General features: G+C 71.0%; 19 protein-coding genes, 1 tRNA gene and 1 pseudogene. 7 read left to right on the forward strand and 14 right to left on the reverse strand.

Annotated elements, in window-relative coordinates:
* Positions 1–64 precede the first annotated feature (64 nt).
* Positions 65–138: transfer RNA gene (locus tag U5640_RS15035), tRNA-Met, on the reverse strand.
* Between the two features lie 40 nt (positions 139–178).
* Positions 179–3,160 carry a UPF0182 family protein gene (locus U5640_RS15040; RefSeq protein ID WP_340385118.1) on the reverse strand — a complete coding sequence of 994 codons (2,982 nt, stop codon included), beginning with the start codon at positions 3,158–3,160 and terminating at the stop codon, positions 179–181.
* Between the two features lie 164 nt (positions 3,161–3,324).
* Between U5640_RS15040 and U5640_RS15045 the strand changes: the two genes are divergently transcribed.
* A complete protein-coding gene (locus U5640_RS15045; protein WP_340376306.1) occupies positions 3,325–3,867 on the forward strand; it encodes a PPA1309 family protein in 543 nt (180 codons plus the stop codon).
* Between the two features lie 12 nt (positions 3,868–3,879).
* Here U5640_RS15045 and U5640_RS15050 read toward each other — a convergent pair whose 3' ends face one another.
* From U5640_RS15050 to U5640_RS15065, 4 genes are all read right to left on the reverse strand, one after another.
* On the reverse strand, positions 3,880–4,971 hold the full coding sequence (locus U5640_RS15050; protein ID WP_340376307.1) for a PDZ domain-containing protein: 1,092 nt from the start codon (positions 4,969–4,971) through the stop codon (positions 3,880–3,882).
* A gap of 76 nt (positions 4,972–5,047) precedes the next feature.
* The gene (locus U5640_RS15055; protein ID WP_340376308.1) at positions 5,048–5,230 is read right to left on the reverse strand and encodes a hypothetical protein; all 183 of its coding nucleotides are present in this window, start codon (positions 5,228–5,230) and stop codon (positions 5,048–5,050) included.
* 112 nt (positions 5,231–5,342) lie between these two features.
* Complete coding sequence (locus U5640_RS15060) at positions 5,343–5,804, reverse strand: molybdenum cofactor biosynthesis protein MoaE (RefSeq protein ID WP_340376309.1); 462 nt, start codon at positions 5,802–5,804, stop codon at positions 5,343–5,345.
* A gap of 22 nt (positions 5,805–5,826) precedes the next feature.
* Positions 5,827–6,936 (reverse strand): SDR family oxidoreductase, encoded by a 1,110-nt coding sequence (locus U5640_RS15065; RefSeq protein WP_340376310.1) that lies wholly within the window; start codon positions 6,934–6,936, stop codon positions 5,827–5,829.
* Between the two features lie 197 nt (positions 6,937–7,133).
* Between U5640_RS15065 and U5640_RS15070 the strand changes: the two genes are divergently transcribed.
* Both U5640_RS15070 and U5640_RS15075 read left to right on the forward strand, forming a co-directional pair.
* Complete coding sequence (locus tag U5640_RS15070; RefSeq protein WP_340376311.1) at positions 7,134–8,585, forward strand: zinc-dependent metalloprotease; 1,452 nt, start codon at positions 7,134–7,136, stop codon at positions 8,583–8,585.
* Positions 8,582–9,097, forward strand: a complete 516-nt coding sequence (locus tag U5640_RS15075) for an NUDIX hydrolase (protein WP_340376312.1) — start codon at positions 8,582–8,584, stop codon at positions 9,095–9,097. Before U5640_RS15070 ends, U5640_RS15075 begins: the two co-directional genes overlap by 4 nt.
* Positions 9,098–9,169: 72 nt before the next feature.
* Here U5640_RS15075 and U5640_RS15080 read toward each other — a convergent pair whose 3' ends face one another.
* The 4 genes from U5640_RS15080 to U5640_RS15095 all read right to left on the reverse strand — a co-directional run bounded on the left by U5640_RS15080 (position 9,170) and on the right by U5640_RS15095 (position 13,030).
* Positions 9,170–9,925 (reverse strand): AIM24 family protein, encoded by a 756-nt coding sequence (locus U5640_RS15080; RefSeq protein WP_340376313.1) that lies wholly within the window; start codon positions 9,923–9,925, stop codon positions 9,170–9,172.
* A 16-nt stretch (positions 9,926–9,941) separates the two neighbouring features.
* Positions 9,942–10,622 (reverse strand): AIM24 family protein, encoded by a 681-nt coding sequence (locus U5640_RS15085; RefSeq protein WP_340376314.1) that lies wholly within the window; start codon positions 10,620–10,622, stop codon positions 9,942–9,944.
* A gap of 11 nt (positions 10,623–10,633) precedes the next feature.
* Entirely contained in the window at positions 10,634–12,289 is a 1,656-nt protein-coding gene (locus U5640_RS15090) for a TerD family protein (protein WP_340376315.1), read from the reverse strand.
* A 144-nt stretch (positions 12,290–12,433) separates the two neighbouring features.
* A complete protein-coding gene (locus tag U5640_RS15095; RefSeq protein WP_340376316.1) occupies positions 12,434–13,030 on the reverse strand; it encodes a M48 family metallopeptidase in 597 nt (198 codons plus the stop codon).
* A gap of 267 nt (positions 13,031–13,297) precedes the next feature.
* Here U5640_RS15095 and U5640_RS15100 point away from each other — a divergent pair, with 267 nt between their 5' ends.
* Together U5640_RS15100 and U5640_RS15105 are read left to right on the forward strand one after the other, a co-directional pair.
* Positions 13,298–14,524 carry a TOMM precursor leader peptide-binding protein gene (locus U5640_RS15100; protein WP_340376317.1) on the forward strand — a complete coding sequence of 409 codons (1,227 nt, stop codon included), beginning with the start codon at positions 13,298–13,300 and terminating at the stop codon, positions 14,522–14,524.
* Positions 14,517–15,896, forward strand: a complete 1,380-nt coding sequence (locus tag U5640_RS15105; RefSeq protein WP_340376318.1) for an AarF/UbiB family protein — start codon at positions 14,517–14,519, stop codon at positions 15,894–15,896. The genes U5640_RS15100 and U5640_RS15105 overlap by 8 nt, the downstream gene beginning before the upstream one ends.
* A 103-nt stretch (positions 15,897–15,999) precedes the next feature.
* On the opposite strand, the gene U5640_RS15110 is transcribed toward U5640_RS15105, so the two are convergent.
* The 4 genes from U5640_RS15110 to U5640_RS15125 all read right to left on the reverse strand — a co-directional run bounded on the left by U5640_RS15110 (position 16,000) and on the right by U5640_RS15125 (position 19,556).
* Entirely contained in the window at positions 16,000–16,323 is a 324-nt protein-coding gene (locus U5640_RS15110; RefSeq protein ID WP_340376319.1) for a hypothetical protein, read from the reverse strand.
* Entirely contained in the window at positions 16,320–16,688 is a 369-nt protein-coding gene (locus U5640_RS15115; protein ID WP_055638270.1) for a WhiB family transcriptional regulator, read from the reverse strand. The genes U5640_RS15110 and U5640_RS15115 overlap by 4 nt, the downstream gene beginning before the upstream one ends.
* Before the next feature lie 164 nt (positions 16,689–16,852).
* Positions 16,853–17,176 (reverse strand): hypothetical protein, encoded by a 324-nt coding sequence (locus U5640_RS15120; protein ID WP_340376320.1) that lies wholly within the window; start codon positions 17,174–17,176, stop codon positions 16,853–16,855.
* A 145-nt stretch (positions 17,177–17,321) separates the two neighbouring features.
* Positions 17,322–19,556 carry an ATP-dependent DNA helicase UvrD2 gene (locus U5640_RS15125; RefSeq protein WP_340376321.1) on the reverse strand — a complete coding sequence of 745 codons (2,235 nt, stop codon included), beginning with the start codon at positions 19,554–19,556 and terminating at the stop codon, positions 17,322–17,324.
* A 190-nt stretch (positions 19,557–19,746) separates the two neighbouring features.
* Here U5640_RS15125 and U5640_RS15130 point away from each other — a divergent pair, with 190 nt between their 5' ends.
* Positions 19,747–20,004: a mycoredoxin gene (locus U5640_RS15130; RefSeq protein WP_340376322.1), complete on the forward strand. Its 258-nt coding sequence runs from the start codon at positions 19,747–19,749 to the stop codon at positions 20,002–20,004.
* A 449-nt stretch (positions 20,005–20,453) separates the two neighbouring features.
* Positions 20,454–20,525, forward strand: a pseudogene (locus U5640_RS15135) (NrdH-redoxin); the annotation flags it as partial.
* Positions 20,526–20,538: the final 13 nt, after the last annotated feature.

Genomic DNA, 20,538 nt, shown 5'->3' on the forward strand with positions numbered 1-20,538 from the left:
GCACATGCGTTCGCACATGACGAAGGCCCGGATCCGTGTACCGGATCCGGGCCTTCGTCTTCAGTAGCGGGGACAGGATTTGAACCTGCGACCTCTGGGTTATGAGCCCAGCGAGCTACCGAGCTGCTCCACCCCGCGTCGTGTTCCACAACCGTACCACGACACGGGGCGGGCTTGATCAGCCGCTGGGACTGGCGCTCGGACTGGGGCTGCCGCTCGCCTTGGCCCCGCCGGTGCCGCCACTGCTCGGCGACGCCGCCGGACTCGGGCTGCTGCTCGCCTTGTTGCCGCCCTTGTCCGCCTTGTCCGCCGCGGCCTGGGCGTCCTCGGCCCGCTTCAGGGCGGCCTCGAGGTCCTTCTGCGCCTTGCCGTAGGCCTCCCAGTCCCCCTTCTTCAGGGCGTCCTGGCCGGCGGTGAACGCCTTCTGTGCGTCGTTCAGCGCCTCCTGGACCGTCGCGTTGGAGGAAGGGGGCGGGGTGGTGCTGTCACCGCCGTCGTCCGCGGGCGGGGTCGCGCCCTGCGCGCCGAAGACCTTGTTGAGGGCCTCGTCGAGGGTGTCCTCGAAGGCGGTGTTGCCGCCGTACGTCACCAACACCTTCTTCAGCAGCGGGTACTTGAGTCCGCCGCCGCGCACGTAGACCGGCTCGACGTAGAGCAGTCCCCCGTCGAGCGGCACGGTCAGCAGGTTGCCGTACTCGATGTCGGAGTCACCGCCCTTGAGGAGTCTGATCGACTCGGCGATGTCCTGCTCGGAGTTGAACTGGCTCTGGACCTGCTTCGGTCCGTCGACGGTGGTGCTCGTCGGCAGTTTCAGGATTCTGATCTTGCCGTAACCGGGCGTCCCCGCCTCGGAGTCCACCGCCATGAACGCACTGAGGTTGTCCCGCCCGTTGGGCGTGAACGTCGTGGTCAGCGAGAACGCCTGCGCGGCCTGGTCCGGCATCTTCATGCTCAGGTAGTACGGCGGCACCGCGTCGCCCGACTTGTTGGACGGGTCGTCCGGCACCTGCCAGACCTCGCTGCCGCTGAGGAAGGTCGTGGCGTCCTTCACGTGGTAGCGGGTGAGCAGCTCGCGCTGGACCTTGAACAGGTCCTGCGGGTACCGCAGGTGGGCCATCAGCGACGTCGAGATGTCCGACTTGGGCTCGACCGTGCCGGGGAACGCCTTCATCCAGGTCTTCAGGACCGGGTCCTGGGTGTCCCACTGGTAGAGCTTGACCTCGCCCGTGTACGCGTCGACGGTCGCCTTCACCGAGTTGCGGATGTAGTTGACCTGGTTCTGCTGGGCCACCACCGCGCGGTTGTCGTTGGTCGCGGTGAGCGAGTCGGCGGTGGTGTCGCCGAGGGTCGTACGGGAGGCGTACGGGTAGCCGTTCGTCGTGGTGTACGCGTCGACGATCCACTGGATCTTCCCGTCGACGACGGCCGGGTAGGCGTCGCCGTCGATGGTCAGCCACGGGGCGACCGCCTCGACGCGCTCCTTGGGCGTGCGGTTGTACAGGATCCGCGAGCCCTCGCCGATCGCGCCGGAGTAGAGGATCTGCGGCTCGCCGAACGCCACCGCGTACGCGGCGCGGTTGACCGGGCTGGAGAGGTTGACCCCGCTCTTGCCCCGGTAGCTGGTGGTCTTCTCGCCGTTGTCGTCGGAGTAGTCGATCTCCTTCTGGGGACCGCCGACGATCGAGTACGTCGTCGTCTTCTCGCCGTAGTAGACGCGCTGCTCGTAGGTGCCGAGGTCGCCCTCGGAGGGCAGGTTGGACTCGGTGAAGACCGGGCGCCCCTCGGAGTCGGCGGTGGTGCCCTTGGCGGCCACCACGCCGTAGCCGTGGGTGTAGCGGAAGTGGTTGTTGATCCAGTTCTGCTTGTCCACGCCCGCGAGGTTCAGCTCGCGCAGACCGATGACCGTGTCCTGGTCGGAGCCGCTGACGTTGTAGCGGTCCACGTCCAGGTTGGTGGGGAAGGCGTAGTACTTCCGCATCTGCTGGAGCTGCTGGTACGTCGGCGAGACGATGTTCGGGTCCAGGACCCGGATGCTCGCCGTGGCGTCCACGTCGTCGCGCAGCTGCGTCTTGTCCTTGGTGGTGCTGGTCCCCGAGTACTCGGTGACCTGCGCGCCGTCGATGCCGTACGCCTCACGCGTCGCCTTGAGGTTCTTCTCGACGTACGGGGCTTCCTTGGCCTGCTCGTTGGGCTGGACCTGGAACTTCTGGACGATCGCCGGGTACAGCCCGCCGATCAGGATCGCCGAGAGCACCATCAGACCGAACCCGATCACCGGCAGCTGCCAGGTGCGCCGCCACAGGGTGGCGAAGAACAGCACGGCGCAGATGACCGCGATGCAGAACAGGATCGTCTTGGCCGGGAGGTAGGCGTTGGCGTCGACGTACCTCAGGCCGGTCCAGTTGTCGGTCGCCTTGAAGTCGCTGGACTTGACGGCCAGGCCGTACCGGTCGAGCCAGTAGGCGACCGCCTTCAGGGCGACGAAGATCCCGAGCAGCACCGACAGGTGTCCGGTGGCGGCGGCCGTGGCGCGCGCGCCGGGGCTGGTGACGCGCAGCCCGCCGTACAGGTAGTGGGTGAGCGCCGCGGCGATCAGGGAGAGGATCGTGGCGGCGAAGCCGAAGCCGAGCAGGAAGCGGTACCAGGGCAGGTCGAAGGCGAAGAACGACACGTCGAGGTGGAACTGCGGGTCCTTCTGTCCGAAGGAGACGCCGTTGACCCACATCAGCCAGGTCCGCCACTGACCGGCCGCCGAGGCGCCGGCGATGAGCCCGACCAGGGCGGTGATGCCGAGCAGCAGCCACCGCTTGTAGGGGGCGATGCCCATGCGGTACCGGTCGAGGCTCTGCTGCTCCATCGACATCGCGCTCAGCGGGGGCCGCAGCCGGTGGGCGAGCCAGATGTTGAGACCGACCGCGAGCGCCATCAGCAGCCCGAAGACGGCGAACAGGCCGATCTTGGTCCAGAGGGTGGTGGTGAACACGGACGAGTAGTGCACCGACCGGTACCAGAGCCAGTCCGTCCAGAATCCCGCGAACATGGTGAACGCCATGCCGAGGACGGCAAGGACGCCCAGCGTCATCAGCAGGGTCCGGACGCGCCGGGACGGGCGGCCCACTCTCATCCGCGGCCCTGTCGGGCCTCCGCCGCGGTCCGGCATCTGGAAAGCCAAGGTGCGCACCTCGAAGTTCGCTGTCGATCCCTCAGGCCCGCGTGTTCGCCGGCCCCCAGTGGCCCCCCGTGATCGTGGGCCCACACCTATGCAACTTACTCACCGTTTACTCGGTTCCCGATTCCGCCCGAGAACGAGAGAGGATTGTGACCATGTCCAACACTCCCATGGCGGCGAACCCGCTCACCCGGGCCGTACTCGAGATCGACGAGTACGCCTCCGGCCTCGGCTGGGACCAGCCCGCCCGCCTCTTCGCCCTCGTAGACACCGCACGGCTGCGGGCTCAGGAACCCTCGCTCGCCGCCCAGCTCGGCCTGACGGAAGAACCCGAGACCACCGGTCTCACCCCGATCGAGCAGGACGAAGTGCCAACGGACAAGGCGCTCGACGAGTTCCTGGCCACGATCGCCTGGCCCGACGCGGTGGCCGGCTGCGCCCTGACCGTGGAGCGGCTGATGCTGCCGCCGTCCGCCGAGGCCCAGGTCCCGCAGGGCCTCAGCGAGGGCAGGCTGGCGCAGTGGGTGGCCGAGCACCCGGACCGCCAGGAGGTCCGGATGACGGTCGCGGTACTGCGCGACGGCACCCGTGAGTCGGCGCTGCGGCTGCGTGAGAAGGACGCGCCGACGGAGGTGCTCACCGGCGGGAACCTGGTCCCCGGCCTGGCGGAGGCGCTGTCGGCGACCTTCGAGGAGTAGCCGCCCGCGGCGCTACTTGGTGCACTTCGGCAGATCGGCGGTGTCGCCGCTGCGGATGTCCTTGAGGGCGGAGAGGGCGTCGTCGATGGTGGCGACCTTGACGAGCCTGAGTCCCGAAGGGGTGTCCTTGGCCGCGGCCGCGCAGTTCTCGGCCGGCGTCAGGAAGTACTGCGCCCCCTGACTGCGGGCGCCCACGGTCTTCATCTCGATGCCGCCGATCGGCCCGACCTTGCCCTCGTCGTCGATGGTCCCGGTGCCGGCGACGAACTTGCCGCCGGTGAGGTTGCCGGGCGTCAGCTTGTCGTAGATGCCGAGCGCGAACATCAGTCCGGCGCTGGGCCCTCCCACGTCGGCGAGCTTGATGTCGATCGTGAACGGGAACGTGTGGTCGGTCCCGGCCGAGATGCCGACGATGGCCCGCTTCTGGCCGACGTCGTCGGAGGTGGCGGTCGTGATGGTCACGTCCTGCGTCCTGGTCGCGGTCTTGTTCGCCTTCTCGGCGGCGGCCTGCTCCTTGGCCGGGACGATGGTGAAGACGACGTCCTGACCGGGCTTGTGCCTGGTCACCAGCTTCGCGACATCGGAGGGCTCCCTCACGGCGGTGCCGTCCACGGCCTTGATCACGTCGCCGGCGTGCAGCTTGCCCTCGGCCGGGGAGTCCTTCACCACCGTCGAGACGATCACCCAGGACTGCACCGGGACGTCCAGCTCCTTCAGGGCGGCGACCTTGGCGCTCTCCTGGGACTGGCTGAACTCCTCGGCGTTCTCCTGGGTGGACTGCTCCTCCGTCTTGCCGTCCGGGTAGAGCGTGTCGTGCGGCACGACCTTGTTGTCGTGCGCCAGCCAGCCGTAGACCGCCTCGACGAGGTTCATCCGGTAGTCGGCGCTGGTGACCCGCACGGTCGTCATGTTCAGATGACCGCTCGTCGCGTACGTCTTGTGGCCCGCGATCTGCAGCACCGGCTCGCCGTCGTGCTCACCGAGCGTGTTCACCGTCGGCCCCGGGGACATCTCCGAGTACGGCACGGGGATGAGCACCCCCGCGCACAGGAGCGCGATCAGCATCAGGGTGGAGGCGAGCATCGTCGCGGTGCGGCGTGGCATGCCTCGACAGTACGGGACGCCTCTGTCAGCGCACCGTCAGGGCCACCACCCGGGTCAGCCGCCGGTCAGCGCCCCGTCAGCCCCCCGAGGACGACCTCGGCACGGCGACGGACTTCTCCATGGCGGCGCGGAACCGCGCGTACCCGTCGAGCTCGGGACCGTCGCCGCGCGACTTGCGGGTGCGGTTGGCCCAGCTCCCCCAGAGTCCGGCACCGATCGCAGCCACAAGCGGAATCAGCAACCAGGCGAGCACCGCCATGCCGACCTCCCAACCCCATTACCGCAACTGACTGATCAGCAGATTAACCATCCGCACTGACAACGCTCACGGCAGGGGTGGGGTTACGCAACCGGAGGCGGGCCGGGCTGCTTCAGCAGGCCCCGACCCATTCATCGGTGCCGTCGGAGAACCTCTGGTGCTTCCAGATCGGCACCTCGTGCTTGAGGTCGTCGATCAGCTTCCGGCAGGCCTCGAAGGCCTCGCCCCGGTGCGGGCACGACACGGCGACGACCACCGCGAGATCACCGACGGCGAGGTCCCCGACCCGGTGCACGGCCGCGAGCGCCCGCACCGGGAACTCGGCGGCGACCTTCTCGGCGACCCGCCGGATCTCCGCCTCGGCGCTGGGATGGCAGGAGTACGCGAGCGTATCGACGTCGGCGCCCCCGTCATGGTCGCGCACGGTCCCCACGAACAGCGCGGTCCCCCCGGCCGCGTCGTCCCCGACGGCCCGGAAGACCTCGTCGAGGGAGAGGGCGGTGTCCCTGATGCCGATCAGCTTGACGGGGTCGTCGGCCGCCCGCTCACCGGGATGGTCGTTGGTGGATGCCATGGGTCCATCGTGCCTCATGGCACTAGCGGCGCCGCGCCTTGCGAGCCCGACGCACCACGGCGGCGGCGCCGAGCAGCGCGACCGTCGCGCCCGCGGCCCCCGCCGCCGTCGCGTCCTTGCGCCCGAGGCGACGGCCGGCCACGGTGTGCCGTCCGGCCACCTCCTCCAGCAGCTCGGCGAGCACCTCCTCGTTGGTCCACTGCGCCCGCCACCCCGCGTCGTGCAGCCGCGACCCGCTCACCACCCACGGGTACATCGTGTACGCCAGGTCGCCCGCCGGGGACGGCGTCAGCCCGATCCGGTGCAGCCGGGCCGCCGCGCCCAGCGCGACCGCCGACGGCAGCTCCATCCGCCGGATCCCGCTGAGCTCCTCGACCTCCTCCTGCTCCAGCCACCCGTCGCAGCCGACGGCCAGCTCGCCGTCCACCTTCTCCAGCACGGCGTACTCCAGGGCGCCGCACAGATCCTCGACGTGGCAGAACTGCCAGGCCGGCCGGGACCCGGCCACGACCAGCAGCCGCGGCGACTCGAAGTACCTGGTCAGCGCCGTGTCCGTACCGCCGACCAGCACGGCCGGGCGCACCACGGTGACATTCAGCCCGGGATGCGCGCGGGGCGCCCGCCTGGCCAGCCGTTCGATTTCCAGCAGGTCCCCGACGCCCGTCGCCTCCGCGGTCGCCCGCAGCTCCGCGTCCTCCGACAGGGGCAGCTCGTTGTCCGGCAGCGCCCCGTAGACCATCGAGGAGGTGCACAGCACCACGCGCCGCACGCCGGCCGCCGCGGACGCCGTCAGCACGGTCTGGGTGCCGCGGACGTTGTAGGCCGTCCGGGCGGCGGCGTCACTCCCCAGGTCGAGATCGAGCGCGAGGTGCACGACCACGTCGACGCCCCGCAGCTTGTCGGCGATCGCCGGGTCCCGGACGTCGAGGATGTGCCACTGCGCCGCGTCGCACTCGCCCCGTCGCTCGTCGATGGCGACGACCTGCTTGATCTCCTCCGACGCGGCGAGCCGCTCGGTGAGCAGCGCGCCGACCCCGGTGGCTGCGCCGGTCACGGCGACGACGGGCCCGCGCGAACCACCCGGGGCGGAGTGGTTTCGCGCTGCGCGAACCTGCGGATCTGGGGAACTCACCAGGTGTCTCCAGCGGTTGTCTTGGCATACGGGCGCGACGGACGCGTACGTACCAGGTGGCATCCATCCTGCCGCAGGCCAGGAGTCGGCGAAGCACCGAGGCCCGATCGAGCCCCGGGGTGTCTACGCTGGGTGGTGTTGCAGGGCAGCCGCGCCGCCGGGTGAGAACCCGGTGGCCTAACCAGCCGAGGAACCCCGTGAGTGACACCCCATTCGGATTCGGCCTTCCGCCGGAGGAGCCGGAGGACGGCGACGAGGGCAAGAAGAAGGACCAGCAGAGCGGTGGTGGTCAGGGACAGGCCAACCCGTTCGGTTTCGGCATGCCCGGCTTCGGCGGCCCGGGCGGCCCCGGCGGCGACAATCCGCTCGCGGCCATGTTCGGCTCGCTGAACCCCAACGACCTGGGCGCGGCGTTCCAGCAGCTCGGCCAGATGCTCTCGTACGAGGGCGGCCCGGTGAACTGGGACATGGCCAAGCAGATCGCCCGCCAGACGGTCTCCCAGGGCACGTCGGACGGCGTGAAGGACGAGAGCGTCGGCCCCGCCGAGCGCACCGCCGTCCAGGAGGCCGTCCGGCTGGCCGACCTGTGGCTGGACGACGTGACCTCGCTGCCGTCCGGCGCCGGCTCGGCCGTGGCGTGGTCGCGCGCGGAGTGGGTCGAGGCGACCCTGCCCGCGTGGAAGGAGCTGGTCGACCCGGTCGCCGAGCGCGTCGGCGCGGCCATGGGCGATGTCCTGCCGGAGGAAATGCAGGCCATGGCCGGCCCGCTGATCGGCATGATGCGCTCGATGGGCGGGGCGATGTTCGGCTCCCAGATCGGGCAGGCCGTCGGCGTCCTGGCGGGCGAGGTGGTCGGCTCGACCGACATCGGGCTGCCGCTCGGCCCGGCGGGCCGGGCCGCGCTGCTGCCGCTGAACATCGCGTCGTTCGGCAAGGACCTGGGCATCCCGCAGGACGAGGTCCGGCTCTACCTGGCCCTGCGCGAGGCCGCCCACCAGCGCCTCTTCGCGCACGTGCCGTGGCTGCGCTCGCATCTGTTCGGCGCGGTCGAGGGCTACGCGCGCGGGATCAAGGTGGACACCGCGAAGCTGGAGGACGTGGTCGGCCAGTTCGACCCGCAGAACCCCGAGCAGCTGCAGGACGCACTCCAGCAGGGCATGTTCCAGCCCGAGGACACCCCGGCGCAGAAGGCCGCCCTGGCCCGTCTGGAGACGGCCCTGGCGCTCGTCGAGGGCTGGGTGGACGCGGTGGTGCACGCGGCGGCGAAACCCCGGCTGTCGTCGGCGGACGCGCTGCGCGAGACCCTGCGCCGGCGCCGCGCCACGGGCGGTCCGGCGGAACAGACGTTCGCCACGCTGATCGGCCTGGAGCTGCGCCCGCGCCGGCTGCGGGACGCCTCCCGGCTGTGGGCCTCGCTGACCGACGCGCGCGGCGTGGACGGCCGTGACGCCCTGTGGGCGCACCCCGACATGCTGCCGACGGCCACCGACCTGGACGACCCGGACGGCTTCGTGCACCGTGAGCAGCTGGACTTCTCCGAGCTGGAGAAGATGCTCGGCGAGGCGGGCGGCGCCGGCGGCCCCGACCAGAAGCCGAACCTGAAGAAGGACGACTCCGACTCCGAATCCGAGGGCGACGGCACCGAGTGAGCCTGTACGACGACGCGGTTCTCGTGCTCAAGGGCTACGAGGACCAGCCGGACCTGCGCCAGACCTACCTGGATCACCTGGCCGCCCACTCGGACGGCGTATGGAAGGCGTGCGGCGACGGGCACATCACCGCGAGCGCGCTGGTGATCGATCCCTCACGCGCGCGTGTACTGCTCACCCTGCACCGGAAGCTGCGGATGTGGCTGCAGATGGGCGGCCACTGCGAGCCGGGCGACGCCACGCTGGCGGCGGCCGCCCTGCGCGAGGGCACGGAGGAGTCCGGTATCGAGGGGCTGAGTCTGCTGCCCGGCGGCCCCGTGCGCCTGGACCGGCACGAGACACCGTGCGCCTGGCACCTGGACGTCCAGTACGCGGCGCTCGCCCCGGCCGGGTCCGTGGAGGCGATCAGCGACGAGTCCCTGGACCTGCGCTGGTTCGCCTACGACGAGGTCGCGGAGGTGGCCGACGACTCGGTCGTACGGCTGCTGGAGGCGACCCTCGCCAGGCTGTGACGCGGTAAGGGGCGCCCGCACAGACGGACGCCCCTTACCCCGTATTACCTCTTACCTCCGATGACCGCTCGGTCAGCTCCAGGCGTTGCCCTGGTTCTGCGACCGGGCCCCGTGCTGGCCCATGCCGTACTGCGCGGCGAGGCCGGAACCGATCTGGGCGTTCTGCGGCGGCAGCAGCTCGCTGGGCTGCACCAGCGCGAACCCGGTGCCCATGAAGCTGAGCTCCCAGCCCTCACCGGTGTTGCCGCGCCGGCGCCACACCCCGGAGGAGTGCGTCTGGGCCTGCATCTGCACGCGCAGGCCGGTCGACCAGGCCACGATGGCGTCGGCGTCGCAGTTGACGTACCTGTCCGGCGTGACCTGCATCATCAGCGGCGCGCCCGACGTCATCAGGGCGACCCGGCCACGGCCGGTGATGTTGAGCTGGTACTTCCCGGAGCCGGAGATTCCGTAGAGGCTGTCGACGGCGACGACCTCGTGGTGCAGCGAGGAGTCCATGGCGAGGACGTAGCTGCTGTCGACGGTCAGCCCGTCCTGCTCGACGTCCACGAGGTGGACGTACTGGGCGAGGTTGGCGAGGTAGACGGTGCCCTGCCCGTGGCAGCGCATCAGGTCCAGGCCCTCGCCCGTGTACGCACGCGCGCGTCCCTGCTGGTTGCTCTGGTACTCGGCGTCGAACTCGACGAGCCCCTGGTAGGCGACCATCGTGCCCTTGCGTGCCAGGATGTCGTCGTGGCCCTCCAGGACGATCCGGAGCATCTGCTTGTTCTGCAGGCTCCAGCGTTCCTGGGTCTGCGAGTCGTTGTGTGCGAAAAGTGAGCTCTGCATGGCTTCTGGCTCCCCCTCAGCCCCGGAACCGGAGGCGGTCGGTGCTGTCCTCGCTGGGCTGGACGACGACGATGCCCTGGCCGGAGAAGGCCATCTGGTAGGCCTCGCCGCTGCCGCGGCCGATCAGGGACTGCGCCTTGAAGCTGCGCTTGCCCTTGACCTTGAGGTTCGGCGACCAGGCGACGAGCGCGTCCGGGTCGACGTAGGTCTCGTCCTCGCCGCCGCCGCAGTCGACGACGATCGGCTTGCCCCGGGAGGTGAGCGCGACCCAGCCCTGACCGGAGATCTTGGTGTTCCACAGGCCCTGTCCGGCGAACTTCGCCAGGCCCTTGACCCGCTCCACGCCCCAGGTGAGGTGTGCGTCGAAGGCGAGCAGGTTGGTGGCGTTGACCGAGATGCCGTCGCCGTTGAGGTTGATCACGACCACGTTGGCGCCGTAGTCGGCGAGGTAGAGCAGTCCGTCGCCGGAGCACTTCATCAGGGGGGCGCCCTCGCCGGTCATCCAGTCGCGGGCGATCTGGCGCACGGCCGGCGGGTTGGGCTCGTACTGGACGAAGCCCTCGTAGGCGACCATCGAGCCCACGCGCGCGAGGAGGTCGTTGCCGGTCTGCATGGCGACCTTCAGCATGTGGTTGCCGTGGTTCTCCATACGGGCGGTGACGGGTGCGGGGGCGTAGCCCGCGAGCGGCTGATTCATGACGGGCTCCCTCAGACCTCGTACGGCTGGACGACGATGAAGTTGCCGGGCGCGCCCCGGAACTGGAGGTTGACGCTCTCCCCCGTGTCGCCGGGGTAGGCGTTGCGGCGCATCCGCACCTGGCTGGAGACGACCACCTGGGCGGCGGACGACCAGGCGACGACGGCGTTGCAGTCGGCGAACGTGGTCGGGGTGACCGGCAGGACGACGGGCGTGCCGTGCGTCTTGACGACGATCGTGCCGGTGCCCGTGAACTGCATGGTGAACAGCGCGCCGCCGGGGATGCCGTGGCCCTCGATCCGGCGGACCTCGTACTGGAGGCTCTCGTCGAAGGCGAGGACGTTCTCGGCGGAGACGCAGATGCCGTCGCCCTGGAGCTCGATGGGGTGCAGCATCGTGGCGTTGTCGGCGAGGAACACCTGGCCCTGGCCGGTGCAGCGCATCAGCTGCATCTCCTGGCCGGTCGCGTTGCCGACGATCCGGCCGGCGAATCCGGCGCCCTTGTAGCTGAAGTCGACCTTGCCCTGGTAGAGCACCATGCTGCCCTGGCGGGCGAGCACGGGCTGGCCGCCCATGCCGAGGTCGACGCGGATCAGCTTCTTGTTCTGCTGCGTCCAGCGCTGCCCGGTGGGCGTCTCCTTGAACTGCTGGAGCGCCGCGGTCACTCCGGCGCCGCCCTGGGGCGCGCCCTGCGGCACGCCGTACGCCTGCTGGCCCGGGACCTGTCCGAACGGGGGCTGCTGGCCGTAGCCGGGTGGCATCGGGGCCTGGGGCGGCATGGGGGCCTGCGGCGCGTGGGGCGGCTGGCCGTAGCCGGGGGGTGGCGTCGGGGCGCCGGGCTGGCCGTACGGCTGCTGCTGGTGGGGCTGGCCGTAGGGCGCGGGGACCGGGCCGGGCGGCGGGACGGGGACGCCACCGGGCGGAGTCATGGGCGCGATGATGGTCGGCGCGGCGTGCACCGGGGGCGCGGGCGCCGGGGCGGGCGGCGGCGTGAAGCCCTGCGGGGCGGGTGCCGGCGCCGGGGCCGGCGCGGGAGCGGGTGCCGGGGCGGGCGCCGAGGGGGCGGCGAACGCGGGCGGGGCGAACCCGGGAGCGGCACCGGACTGCGGCTGGGGCGCGGCGGGCGCGGGCGCCTCCTCCTCGGCGACCTCGCCGCCGAAGTTCTTCAGCAGCGCCTCCAGACCGCCGTCGAAGCCCTGTCCGACGGCCGCGAACCGCCAGACGTCCTTCAGGTAGAAGTCGCCCAGCATCACCGCCCGCTCGCTGGTGAACTCCGAGCCGTTGAAGGCGTACCGGGCCACCTCCTCGCCGCCTGCGACGATCCGCAGGTAACCGGGGTTGATCTGCGACATCTGTCCGGCGCCGTCGATCGTCGCCGTGAAGGACAGCTTCTGGATCTGCGGCGGGACCCGGTCCAGCGTGATGCGGAAGGACTCGGTGTCACCGGCCTGGGCGCCCAGGAGCTGGATCGACTCCTCGGGGGACTTCGGCTGGTTGAAGAAGACGAAGTACCTGTCGTCGGAGAGCCGTTCGTCGGCGTCGAGGCCGAAGCAGCTGATGTCGAAGGTCAGGCCGGGGGCGGTGATCTGCACGCCTACGTACAGATCGGTGCCCGCGGTGAGGTCACTGATCCTGGCCTTGTGGCCGCGTTGGAATTCCCTGGGCATGCGTAACGACCGTCCCCCATCCCGATTGCGAGTGCGTCGCGTCAGGCTAACGGCAAACTCCGACAACGCACGATGTCGGTACAGACCCGGTACACAACCCGCGTCGACCGATACCGGGCGCGTACACACTCCGCGCCCCCGGCGTCACTCCTCGCGCGCGCCGGGCGAATGCGGCAGCCGCTCCGCCGCGACCACGCCCTCCAGATAGCCGCGGGCCCGCTCGGTGCGCGGGTAGGCCTCGAGCAGCCGCCAGAAGTCGGGGCCGTGGCCGGGCACCAGCAGGTGGGCGAGTTCGTGTGCGAGGACGTAGTCGACGACGTAGTCGGGCATGCCCTGGAGGCGGTGCGAGAGCCGGATGCTGCCCTCGGCCGGGGTGCAGGAGCCCCAGCGGGTGTTCTGGTTGGTGACCCAGCGCACCGAGGTGGGCCGGGCCCGGCCGCCGAAGCACTGGGCCGACAGCCGCTCGGCGCGCTCCGTCAGCTCGGCGTCACCGGGCACCCGCTTGCTCTCCTGCGCCGCGAGCTTGTCCAGCATGACGCCCACCCAGCGCTGCTCCTCGGCCGCGGACATCCGGGCGGGGATGAGCACGATGGTGCGGTCGCCCTCGCGGTAGGCGGAGACCGTGCGGCGTCGACGGGTGCTTCGGCGCACCTCGATCGCGCTCGCCCCCGATCCGTTCGCGGGCTGGCTCGTCGGCTTCCGCTGTGGCGTTCCGGCGCGGTGCAGGGGGTCGGCGGGCACGCCCCGACGTTACCCGCTGCACCTGGGGGAAGTCCCGACTCCGGGACGGTCGGGTTCCGAACCGGCACCTCCGTTTTACGTCATACGACGGATTTGTACGATGAATTCCGCTGCCTGTGGACAACTCTCGGCGCGGTCCGGCGGCGCCGGGCATGCTGGCACCAGTCGGCGGAGCGAGGAGACCCCATGCCCCCGCTCCGCCGACGTACGGGGAGTTTCCGGTACCGCATTGGCATATACGGCTATACAGGCATACGGGGGCGTTTGATGCATCCGATGGTGAAGCCCGCGCTGCGGCGCGGCTGGCGGGACCTCAACACCGTGCAGTTCGGAATGACACCGGCGCACGCGCTGACCCTCGGTCCGGTGGACACGGCGACGGGCAGTTTCCTCGACCTGCTGGACGGCACGCGGGGCCTCGATCTGCTGCGCGCGGAGGGGCGCCGCATGGCTCTTCCGGACGGTCACGTGGACCGGCTGGTGGAGCGGCTGGGCCGGGCGGGACTCCTGGACGACGCGCGCGGGGGCGGGCCGGACGCGGCGGCCCTGCGCGAGAAGGGGCAGGTCGTGAACCGGCTGCGACCGGACCTCGCCTCGCTGTCCCTGACCACATCGGCCCCCGGCGAGGCGCTCGCCCGGCTCGCGGCCCGGCGCCGGCTGCGGGTACGGGTGCACGGCGCGGGCCGGGTCGGCGCGGTACTGGCGGCGCTGCTGTCGGGCGCCGGGATCGGCGAGGTGGACGTGCGGGACGGCGGTCGGGTGGAGCCGGGGGACGTGGCACCGGGCGGGCTGTCCGCCGAGTCGGTCGGCGAGCGGCGGGACGAGGCCGCCCGTCGTGCGGTGCGCGCCGCCGCCCCGGACCGCCGGTCGCGGAGAAGGACCGGGTCACCGTCCGGGACGGGAAACCCCGGCCTCGCCCTGGTGATCATCGCCGCCCGGGACGACGTCCGCACATACGCGCCGCCGCCCTCCGCCGCCGAGCCGCTGCTCGCCTCGGGCACCCCGCACCTGTACGCGGGGGTGGTGGAGGCGACGGGTGTCGTGGGGCCGCTCGTCCTGCCCGGGGAGACGGGCTGCGCGGGCTGCCTCCAGCGCACGCGCACCGACCGGGACGAGACCTGGCCGCGGCTGGTCGCGCAATGGCAGTCGGGGCGGCGTCGGCCCGCGCGGGCCTGCGATCTGACCCTGGCCACGGCGGTCGCGGGCCTCGCCGCCGCCCACGCGCTCACCTTCCTCGACGGGCGCCTCCCGTCCAGCGCGGGGGCCCGCTGGGAGGTCTCCCTCCCCGCTCTGCAGTGGCACGCCCGGCCGGTGCGGCCGCACTCCGCGTGCCCGTGCGGCGCCTTCGGTGAGGCCGCGCGGAAAGGTAAGGGGGAACACACACACGAGGACGGGGGATCGCACGCGACAATGGCAGGGCAACGGCAATCGAGGGAGTTACGCCGTACGACAGTGGCGGCGCGGCAGCCTGGGACTTGGAGGGCGCATGTCTGATCTTCCCCGGAAGGCGGTCACCCGGACCGCCAAGCTCGCCGCGCTGCCGCTCGGCTTCGCCGGACGGGCGACCTGGGGCCTGGGCAAGCGGATCGTGGGCGAATCCGCCGAGATCGTGGGCCGGGAGCTGCAACAGCGGACGGCGGAACAGCTCTTCAAGGTGCTGGGCGAGCTCAAGGGCGGCGCGATGAAGTTCGGGCAGGCCCTGTCCGTCTTCGAGTCGGCCCTGCCCGAGGAGGTCGCCGGCCCCTACCGCGCGGCGCTGACGAAGCTCCAGGACGCGGCGCCGCCGATGCCGACCCGCACGGTGCACTCCGTGCTCGCCGAGCGGCTCGGTGCAAACTGGCCGGACCTGTTCGTGGAGTTCGACGACAAGCCGGCCGCCGCGGCCTCCATCGGCCAGGTCCACCGCGCGGTCTGGCACGACGGGCGGGCGGTCGCGGTCAAGGTGCAGTACCCGGGAGCGGGCGAGGCACTGCTCTCCGACCTGACCCAACTGAGCCGTTTCGCCCGGCTGCTGGGTCCGCTGATCCCGGGCATGGACGTCAAGCCGCTGATCTCCGAGCTCCGTGACCGGGTTTCCGAGGAGCTGGACTACGCCCTGGAGGCGCAGGCCCAGCAGGCCCACGCCGAGGAGTTCGCCGGCGATCCGGACGTCGTGGTCCCGGCGGTGGTGCACCAGTGCGAGCAGGTCCTGGTCACCGAGTGGATCGACGGCATCCCCTTGTCCGAGGTGATCACCGCGGGTACCCAGGAGCAGCGCGACCGCGCCGGACAGCTGCTGTCCCGCTTCCTGTTCTCCGGTCCGGCCCGCACCGGTCTGCTGCACGCCGACCCGCACCCGGGCAACTTCCGTCTGCTGCCCGGCGGACCGGACGGCGAGGAGGACTGGCGGCTCGGCGTCCTGGACTTCGGCACGGTCGACCGGCTCGCGGGCGGTCTGCCGGAACCGATCGGCGAGTCCCTGCGCATGACCCTGGACGGCGAGGCCGACGCGGTCTACGAACTCCTGTGCGCCGAGGGCTTCGTGAAGGAGTCCATCGAGCTGGACCCCGACGCGGTCCTCGACTATCTGCTGCCGATCATCGAACCGGCCGAGGTGGAGGAGTTCACCTTCAGCCGCGGCTGGATGCGCAGCCAGGCCGCCCGGATCGCCGACCCCCGCTCCCCCGCCCACCAGTTGGGCAAGCAGCTCAACCTGCCGCCGGCCTATCTGCTGATCCATCGGGTGACCCTGAGCACGATCGGTGTGCTGTGCCAGCTCGGCGCGACGGTTCGGCTGCGGGACGAACTGGAGGAGTGGCTGCCGGGGTTCGTCCCCGAGGGGGACCTGGAGGACTTGGACGCACAGGACTCGGCGGCGGGGGCCTGACGGCCGTCACACAACGCGCCGCGGGGGCCGGTCCGTTCGGACCGGCCCCCGCGGGGACAGTTTCCGCCTCCCCCTGTCGGGAGGCCACCGCTTCCGGTGGGGGTTACTGCATCACGGCGAGGGCGAGCGCCCGGCGGGCACGCAGCGAGGCGCGCTCGGCCTTGCGCTGCATCCGGCGGGCGGCCGCGAGGCGCACGGCCACGCGCTCACGCTCGGCCTCGTGCAGTCGCTCGTGCATATGCGCACGTGCCAGGGCTTCTGGAATGAGTTGCATCTCTCGGGTCCTGTTCTGACGCGAGTCGATCGCGCCGGTGGTGGTGACGTCTTCGGTCGCGGAGCCTGCGGGCTCGCTGGTGAACGGCTTCATCGGGGCCTGCTTCTGGGGGTCTTGCGTGAGGGGGCGGTCGATCGTTCCTGCGGTGTTCATGCCGTGACCGGGTTCTTGCGCGGGCGACCACGCGGCCGCTTCCGGGCGACGACGACACCCTGCACGAACAGCTCGCCACCCCAGACGCCCCAGGGCTCACGCCGCTCCTTGGCGCCGGCGAGGCAGGCCTCGATCAGCGGGCAGGTGCGGCAGAGGGACTTGGCGTACTCGACGTCGGCCGGCGACTCGGCGAAGAAGACCTCCGGGTCGTAGGAGCGGCAGGGGACGGGTACGCCGAGGTTCTCGATGGCGTCGTCGAGCGCGGTGAGCGCGGTGAGCGGGGTCAAGGTGGAGTCCTCCGTGAGGCCGGGCGGGGAGATCGTTTCGGAAGGCGGTACGGACGTGGCGTGCGCTTCGAGTTGCACGGTTTCGTCTTCCTCGTCTGTCGGTCCGGCCCTGTTGGGCCGGGTGTCGGCGTTTCTGGTCCCGAGGCCCCTTCGCCCGTCCGTCCCCGGTACGGGGACAAACAGAAGGGCCGCGGATCCCGGTTGGGGTTCCGCGGCCCTGAAGGCGCCGGCCTGATCGACGATCAGGCTGGATCACTCCAGGGTTCTGGCCCACGGAAGGCCCACATCAGGTGGTGCTGCGTCGTCTGCTTCCGGAATCCGGCACCGGCCGCGGTGAAGGCATAGGCCTGCGCCTGTCCCTTTACTGCTTCCAGTGCCTCGGTCGGTCGCTCATTGCGCTCACGGACGGGAAGACCCGCGGGAGCAACGGAGGAGGACGCCGGACGACCGGCACGAATGCCGGACAGACCGGTGCCCAGGGTCGAGGCGCCGAGCATGCACGTGGAGACGACCGAGCGATCGGTCAGTTTGGCGGAGCTGCTGGAGCTGCGGTTGATGATGATCACTGGAATCGCCTCCTCTCGGCGTCTCGGGGGACCGGGGGTGAGCCCAGTCCAACGGATATGTAAGTAGAGCACGGAATCAGGGCCTCAGAGAAGGCCGCCGTCCCCGTGTCCTAGAACCTATGGGGATTGCCGGGGCATGCGCAAACTATTTTTTCGACGAGTTCGCCTCAACTCCGCGCCCGTCCGCCTCCGCGTCGTCCGCAAGCGGCTGGCCTGCGCAGATGGCCAGCACATCGGCCCCGTAGCGGTTGAGCTTGCGCACGCCGACCCCGGGGATCCGCGCGAGCTCGCCCGCCTCGTCGGGAACCGCCTCGGCGATGGCCATCAGCGTCTTGTCGGTGAAGACGCAGAACGCCGGCTGTCCGCCGCGCCGCGCCTGTCGCTCGCGCCACTCCCGAAGCCGCTCGTAGACCCCCTCGTCCATGTCGGAGGGGCAGGCCTCGCAGCGCATCAGCTTCATCTCGCCGGCATCGGTGAGGGTCCGCCCGCAGACCCGGCACCGGGCCGGGGTGCGCCGGGTCCGGCGGGGGACCTCCACCGCGCCCGCGCCGACGGCGCCGAAGCCGCGCTCGATACCGCCCGAGGCTCCGCCGCCCCGGGCCGCTCCCGCGCCGGAGCCGGGACGCAGTCCGTCGAGGAAGCGGCTCGGACGGCGAGAAGGCCGGCCGCCCGGCGAGCGGGCGAGCGCCCAGGACACGTGCAGGCGCTGACGGGCCCGGGTGACGCCGACGTAGAGGAGGCGGCGCTCCTCCTCGATCTGCTCGTCGGTCCTGGCGTAGGTGATCGGCATCATGCCCTCGGCGACGCCGACCAGGAAGACGACGTCCCACTCCAGGCCCTTGGCCGAGTGCAGGGAGGCGAGGGTGACGCCCTGGACGGTCGGGGCGTGCTGGGCGCCCGCCCGCTCGTCGAGTTCGGCGACGAGGTCGGCGAGGGTGGCGCCGGGCCGGGCGGCCTCGAAGTCCTGGGCGAGGTTGACCAGTGCGGCCAGCGACTCCCAGCGCTCCCTGACGGCGCCGGAGCCCGCGGGGGGCTGCGGGGTCCAGCCCTCGCCGGAGAGGACCGCACGCACCTGCGCGGGCAGGTCGACGGTGTCCTCCAGGAGGGTGTCGTTGCGTCCGAAGCGGGCCGCGCCGCGCAGGGCGACTCCCGCCTTGCGCACCTCGGGCCGGTCGAAGAAGCGCTCGGCACCGCGCAGTTGGTAGGGGACGCCGAGGTTGGCGAGGGCCTGTTCGTACGTCTCGGACTGGGCGTTGGTGCGGAACAGGACGGCGATCTCCGCAGCCGGGACACCGGCGGCGAGGAGGTCCCGGATGCGGCGGGCGGCACCCTCGGCCTCGGCGGGCTCGTCGGTGTACTCGGTGTAGACGGGTTCGGGTCCGGCGGCGCGCTGGGAGACCAGTTCCAGCCGGTGGTCGGCGGCGCGGCCGCGGGCCTGGGAGAGCAGGCCGTTGGCGAGGTGGACGACCTGGGGCGTGGAGCGGTAGTCGCGGACCAGCTTGACGACGGTGGCGCCGGGGTGGCGGGTACGGAAGTCGAGGAGGTGGTCGGGGGTGGCGCCGGTGAAGGAGTAGATCGTCTGGCTGGCGTCGCCCACGACGCAGAGGTCGTCCCGGTCGCCGAGCCAGAGCTCCAGCAGACGTTGCTGGAGAGGGCTGACGTCCTGGTACTCGTCGACCACGAAGTGCTGGTACTGGGCGCGCACCTGTTCGGCGATGTCGTGCCGGTCCTGGAGGACGGCGACGGTCAGCAGCAGGACGTCCTCGAAGTCGATGACTCCGCGGTCGCGCTTGAGGTCCTCGTAGGCGGCGTAGAGCTGGGCGATCTCGGCGGGGTCGCGGGGGGCCTCGCGGCCCGCCTTGACCGCGGCGAGGGAGTAGTCCGCGGGAACGGTCTGGGTGACCTTGGACCACTCGATCTCCGCGGTGGCGTCCCGCAGCTCGCCGCGGTCGAGGCGGAGACGGCAGGCCGCGGCCGCGTCGGCGACGAGCTGGATCTTGCGGTCGACGAGCCGGGGCAGCGAGCCACCGATCGCTTTCGGCCAGAAGTACTGGAGCTGACGCAGGGCGGCGGAGTGGAAGGTGCGGGCCTGGACGCCCTGCGCGCCGAGCTGGCGGAGCCGGCCGCGCATCTCGCCGGCGGCGCGGTTGGTGAAGGTGACGGCGAGCACGCTGGAGGGCTGGAGGATGCCGGCGCGCACGCCATAGGCGATGCGGTGGGTGATCGCCCGGGTCTTGCCGGTGCCGGCTCCGGCCAGCACGCAAACCGGCCCGTGCAGGGAGGTGGCCACCTCGCGCTGCTCGGGGTCGAGCCCTTCGAGCACCGCGTCGGCCGAGTCGGGGACCCGCGGGAAGAGGGGGGAGTGCGTTGCTGCTGTCACACCGCCATGCTGCCAGGTCGGCGGAGACGGGCGAGCCGGTTGTCCACAGGCGGGGCCTCGCGGTCGTACTAATGCGGTGGACTGCGGTGGACGTCACCTCCACGGAGTGAGGGACGGGAATGGTGGCGCTTTCAAGTACGTTCCCCCTTCAGACCGCCCGTCCCCGACCCGCCGAAGGAGCACAAGAGACATGCTGGGCACTGTGACGATGTACAGCACCACGTGGTGCGGTTACTGCCAGCGGCTGAAGAAGCAGCTGGAGCGCGAGGGCATCGCGTACACCGAGATCAACATCGAGCAGGACCCGGAGTCCGCGGCGTTCGTGGAGAAGGCGAATGGCGGAAACCAGACGGTGCCGACCGTCCGAGTAGTTCCCGCAACTGGTGGCAACGCGGTCGTGATGACGAACCCGAGCCTCGCCCAGGTCAAGCAAGCCCTCACCGCCTGACCCTCGCACACATGACACATGACCCCCGACGGCCTCAAGAGCTGATCGGGGGTTCGTGTGCCGTGTGCACTCCCTTTCCTGTTCTGGAAAGCCGGGGATCTCGATCTTGCTGTCCGCGGGTCGCATGCATCGAACGCGACAGGGACTGTCGACGTGAGGGGGAAGCCGCGGGCTCCCCACTGCGGAAGCCGTCTGGAGACCCGGAGTGCAAGAACGGCACGCGCCCCACGCTGTGGGTGCCAAGGGCGGTAAAGACTACGTCGTACAGGGATACGTGATCACCGCCCCTGAGCGGCTGGCACAGCTCGAACACCCAGAGGGTTCTCGTTGCCTGCAGACAGACGGACCACGCCGAGCGCCCTGGGCTTTTCGCTCACCCTTGCCCCTCCCCACGACATGGGCAGCTCTCCCAGGCCGCCACGAGCAGGAGGGAAGTCTGCAGACCGTGGAGTGTGCTGTTCCCCGACGGTTCGACGCTGACGAACCCGTCGCCGGCGCAGGTGAAGCAGAAGATCGGCGCCTGGGCGATCGTGA

This window comes from Streptomyces sp. SS7 (genome assembly GCF_037993025.1).
In the GTDB taxonomy this organism is placed as follows: domain Bacteria; phylum Actinomycetota; class Actinomycetes; order Streptomycetales; family Streptomycetaceae; genus Streptomyces.

Bases quoted from the DNA above. Each gene is read 5' to 3' on its own strand.
- U5640_RS15130 (WP_340376322.1), top strand. From the start codon at position 19,747: ATGCTGGGCACTGTGACGATGTACAGCACCACGTGGTGCGGTTACTGC.
- U5640_RS15110 (WP_340376319.1), bottom strand. From the start codon at position 16,323: ATGAACACCGCAGGAACGATCGACCGCCCCCTCACGCAAGACCCCCAG.
- U5640_RS15060 (WP_340376309.1), bottom strand. From the start codon at position 5,804: ATGGCATCCACCAACGACCATCCCGGTGAGCGGGCGGCCGACGACCCC.
- U5640_RS15055 (WP_340376308.1), bottom strand. From the start codon at position 5,230: ATGGCGGTGCTCGCCTGGTTGCTGATTCCGCTTGTGGCTGCGATCGGT.
- U5640_RS15040 (WP_340385118.1), bottom strand. From the start codon at position 3,160: ATGCCGGACCGCGGCGGAGGCCCGACAGGGCCGCGGATGAGAGTGGGC.
- U5640_RS15100 (WP_340376317.1), top strand. From the start codon at position 13,298: ATGCATCCGATGGTGAAGCCCGCGCTGCGGCGCGGCTGGCGGGACCTC.
- U5640_RS15080 (WP_340376313.1), bottom strand. From the start codon at position 9,925: ATGCAGAGCTCACTTTTCGCACACAACGACTCGCAGACCCAGGAACGC.
- U5640_RS15085 (WP_340376314.1), bottom strand. From the start codon at position 10,622: ATGAATCAGCCGCTCGCGGGCTACGCCCCCGCACCCGTCACCGCCCGT.
- U5640_RS15050 (WP_340376307.1), bottom strand. From the start codon at position 4,971: ATGCCACGCCGCACCGCGACGATGCTCGCCTCCACCCTGATGCTGATC.
- U5640_RS15105 (WP_340376318.1), top strand. From the start codon at position 14,517: ATGTCTGATCTTCCCCGGAAGGCGGTCACCCGGACCGCCAAGCTCGCC.
- U5640_RS15045 (WP_340376306.1), top strand. From the start codon at position 3,325: ATGTCCAACACTCCCATGGCGGCGAACCCGCTCACCCGGGCCGTACTC.
- U5640_RS15090 (WP_340376315.1), bottom strand. From the start codon at position 12,289: ATGCCCAGGGAATTCCAACGCGGCCACAAGGCCAGGATCAGTGACCTC.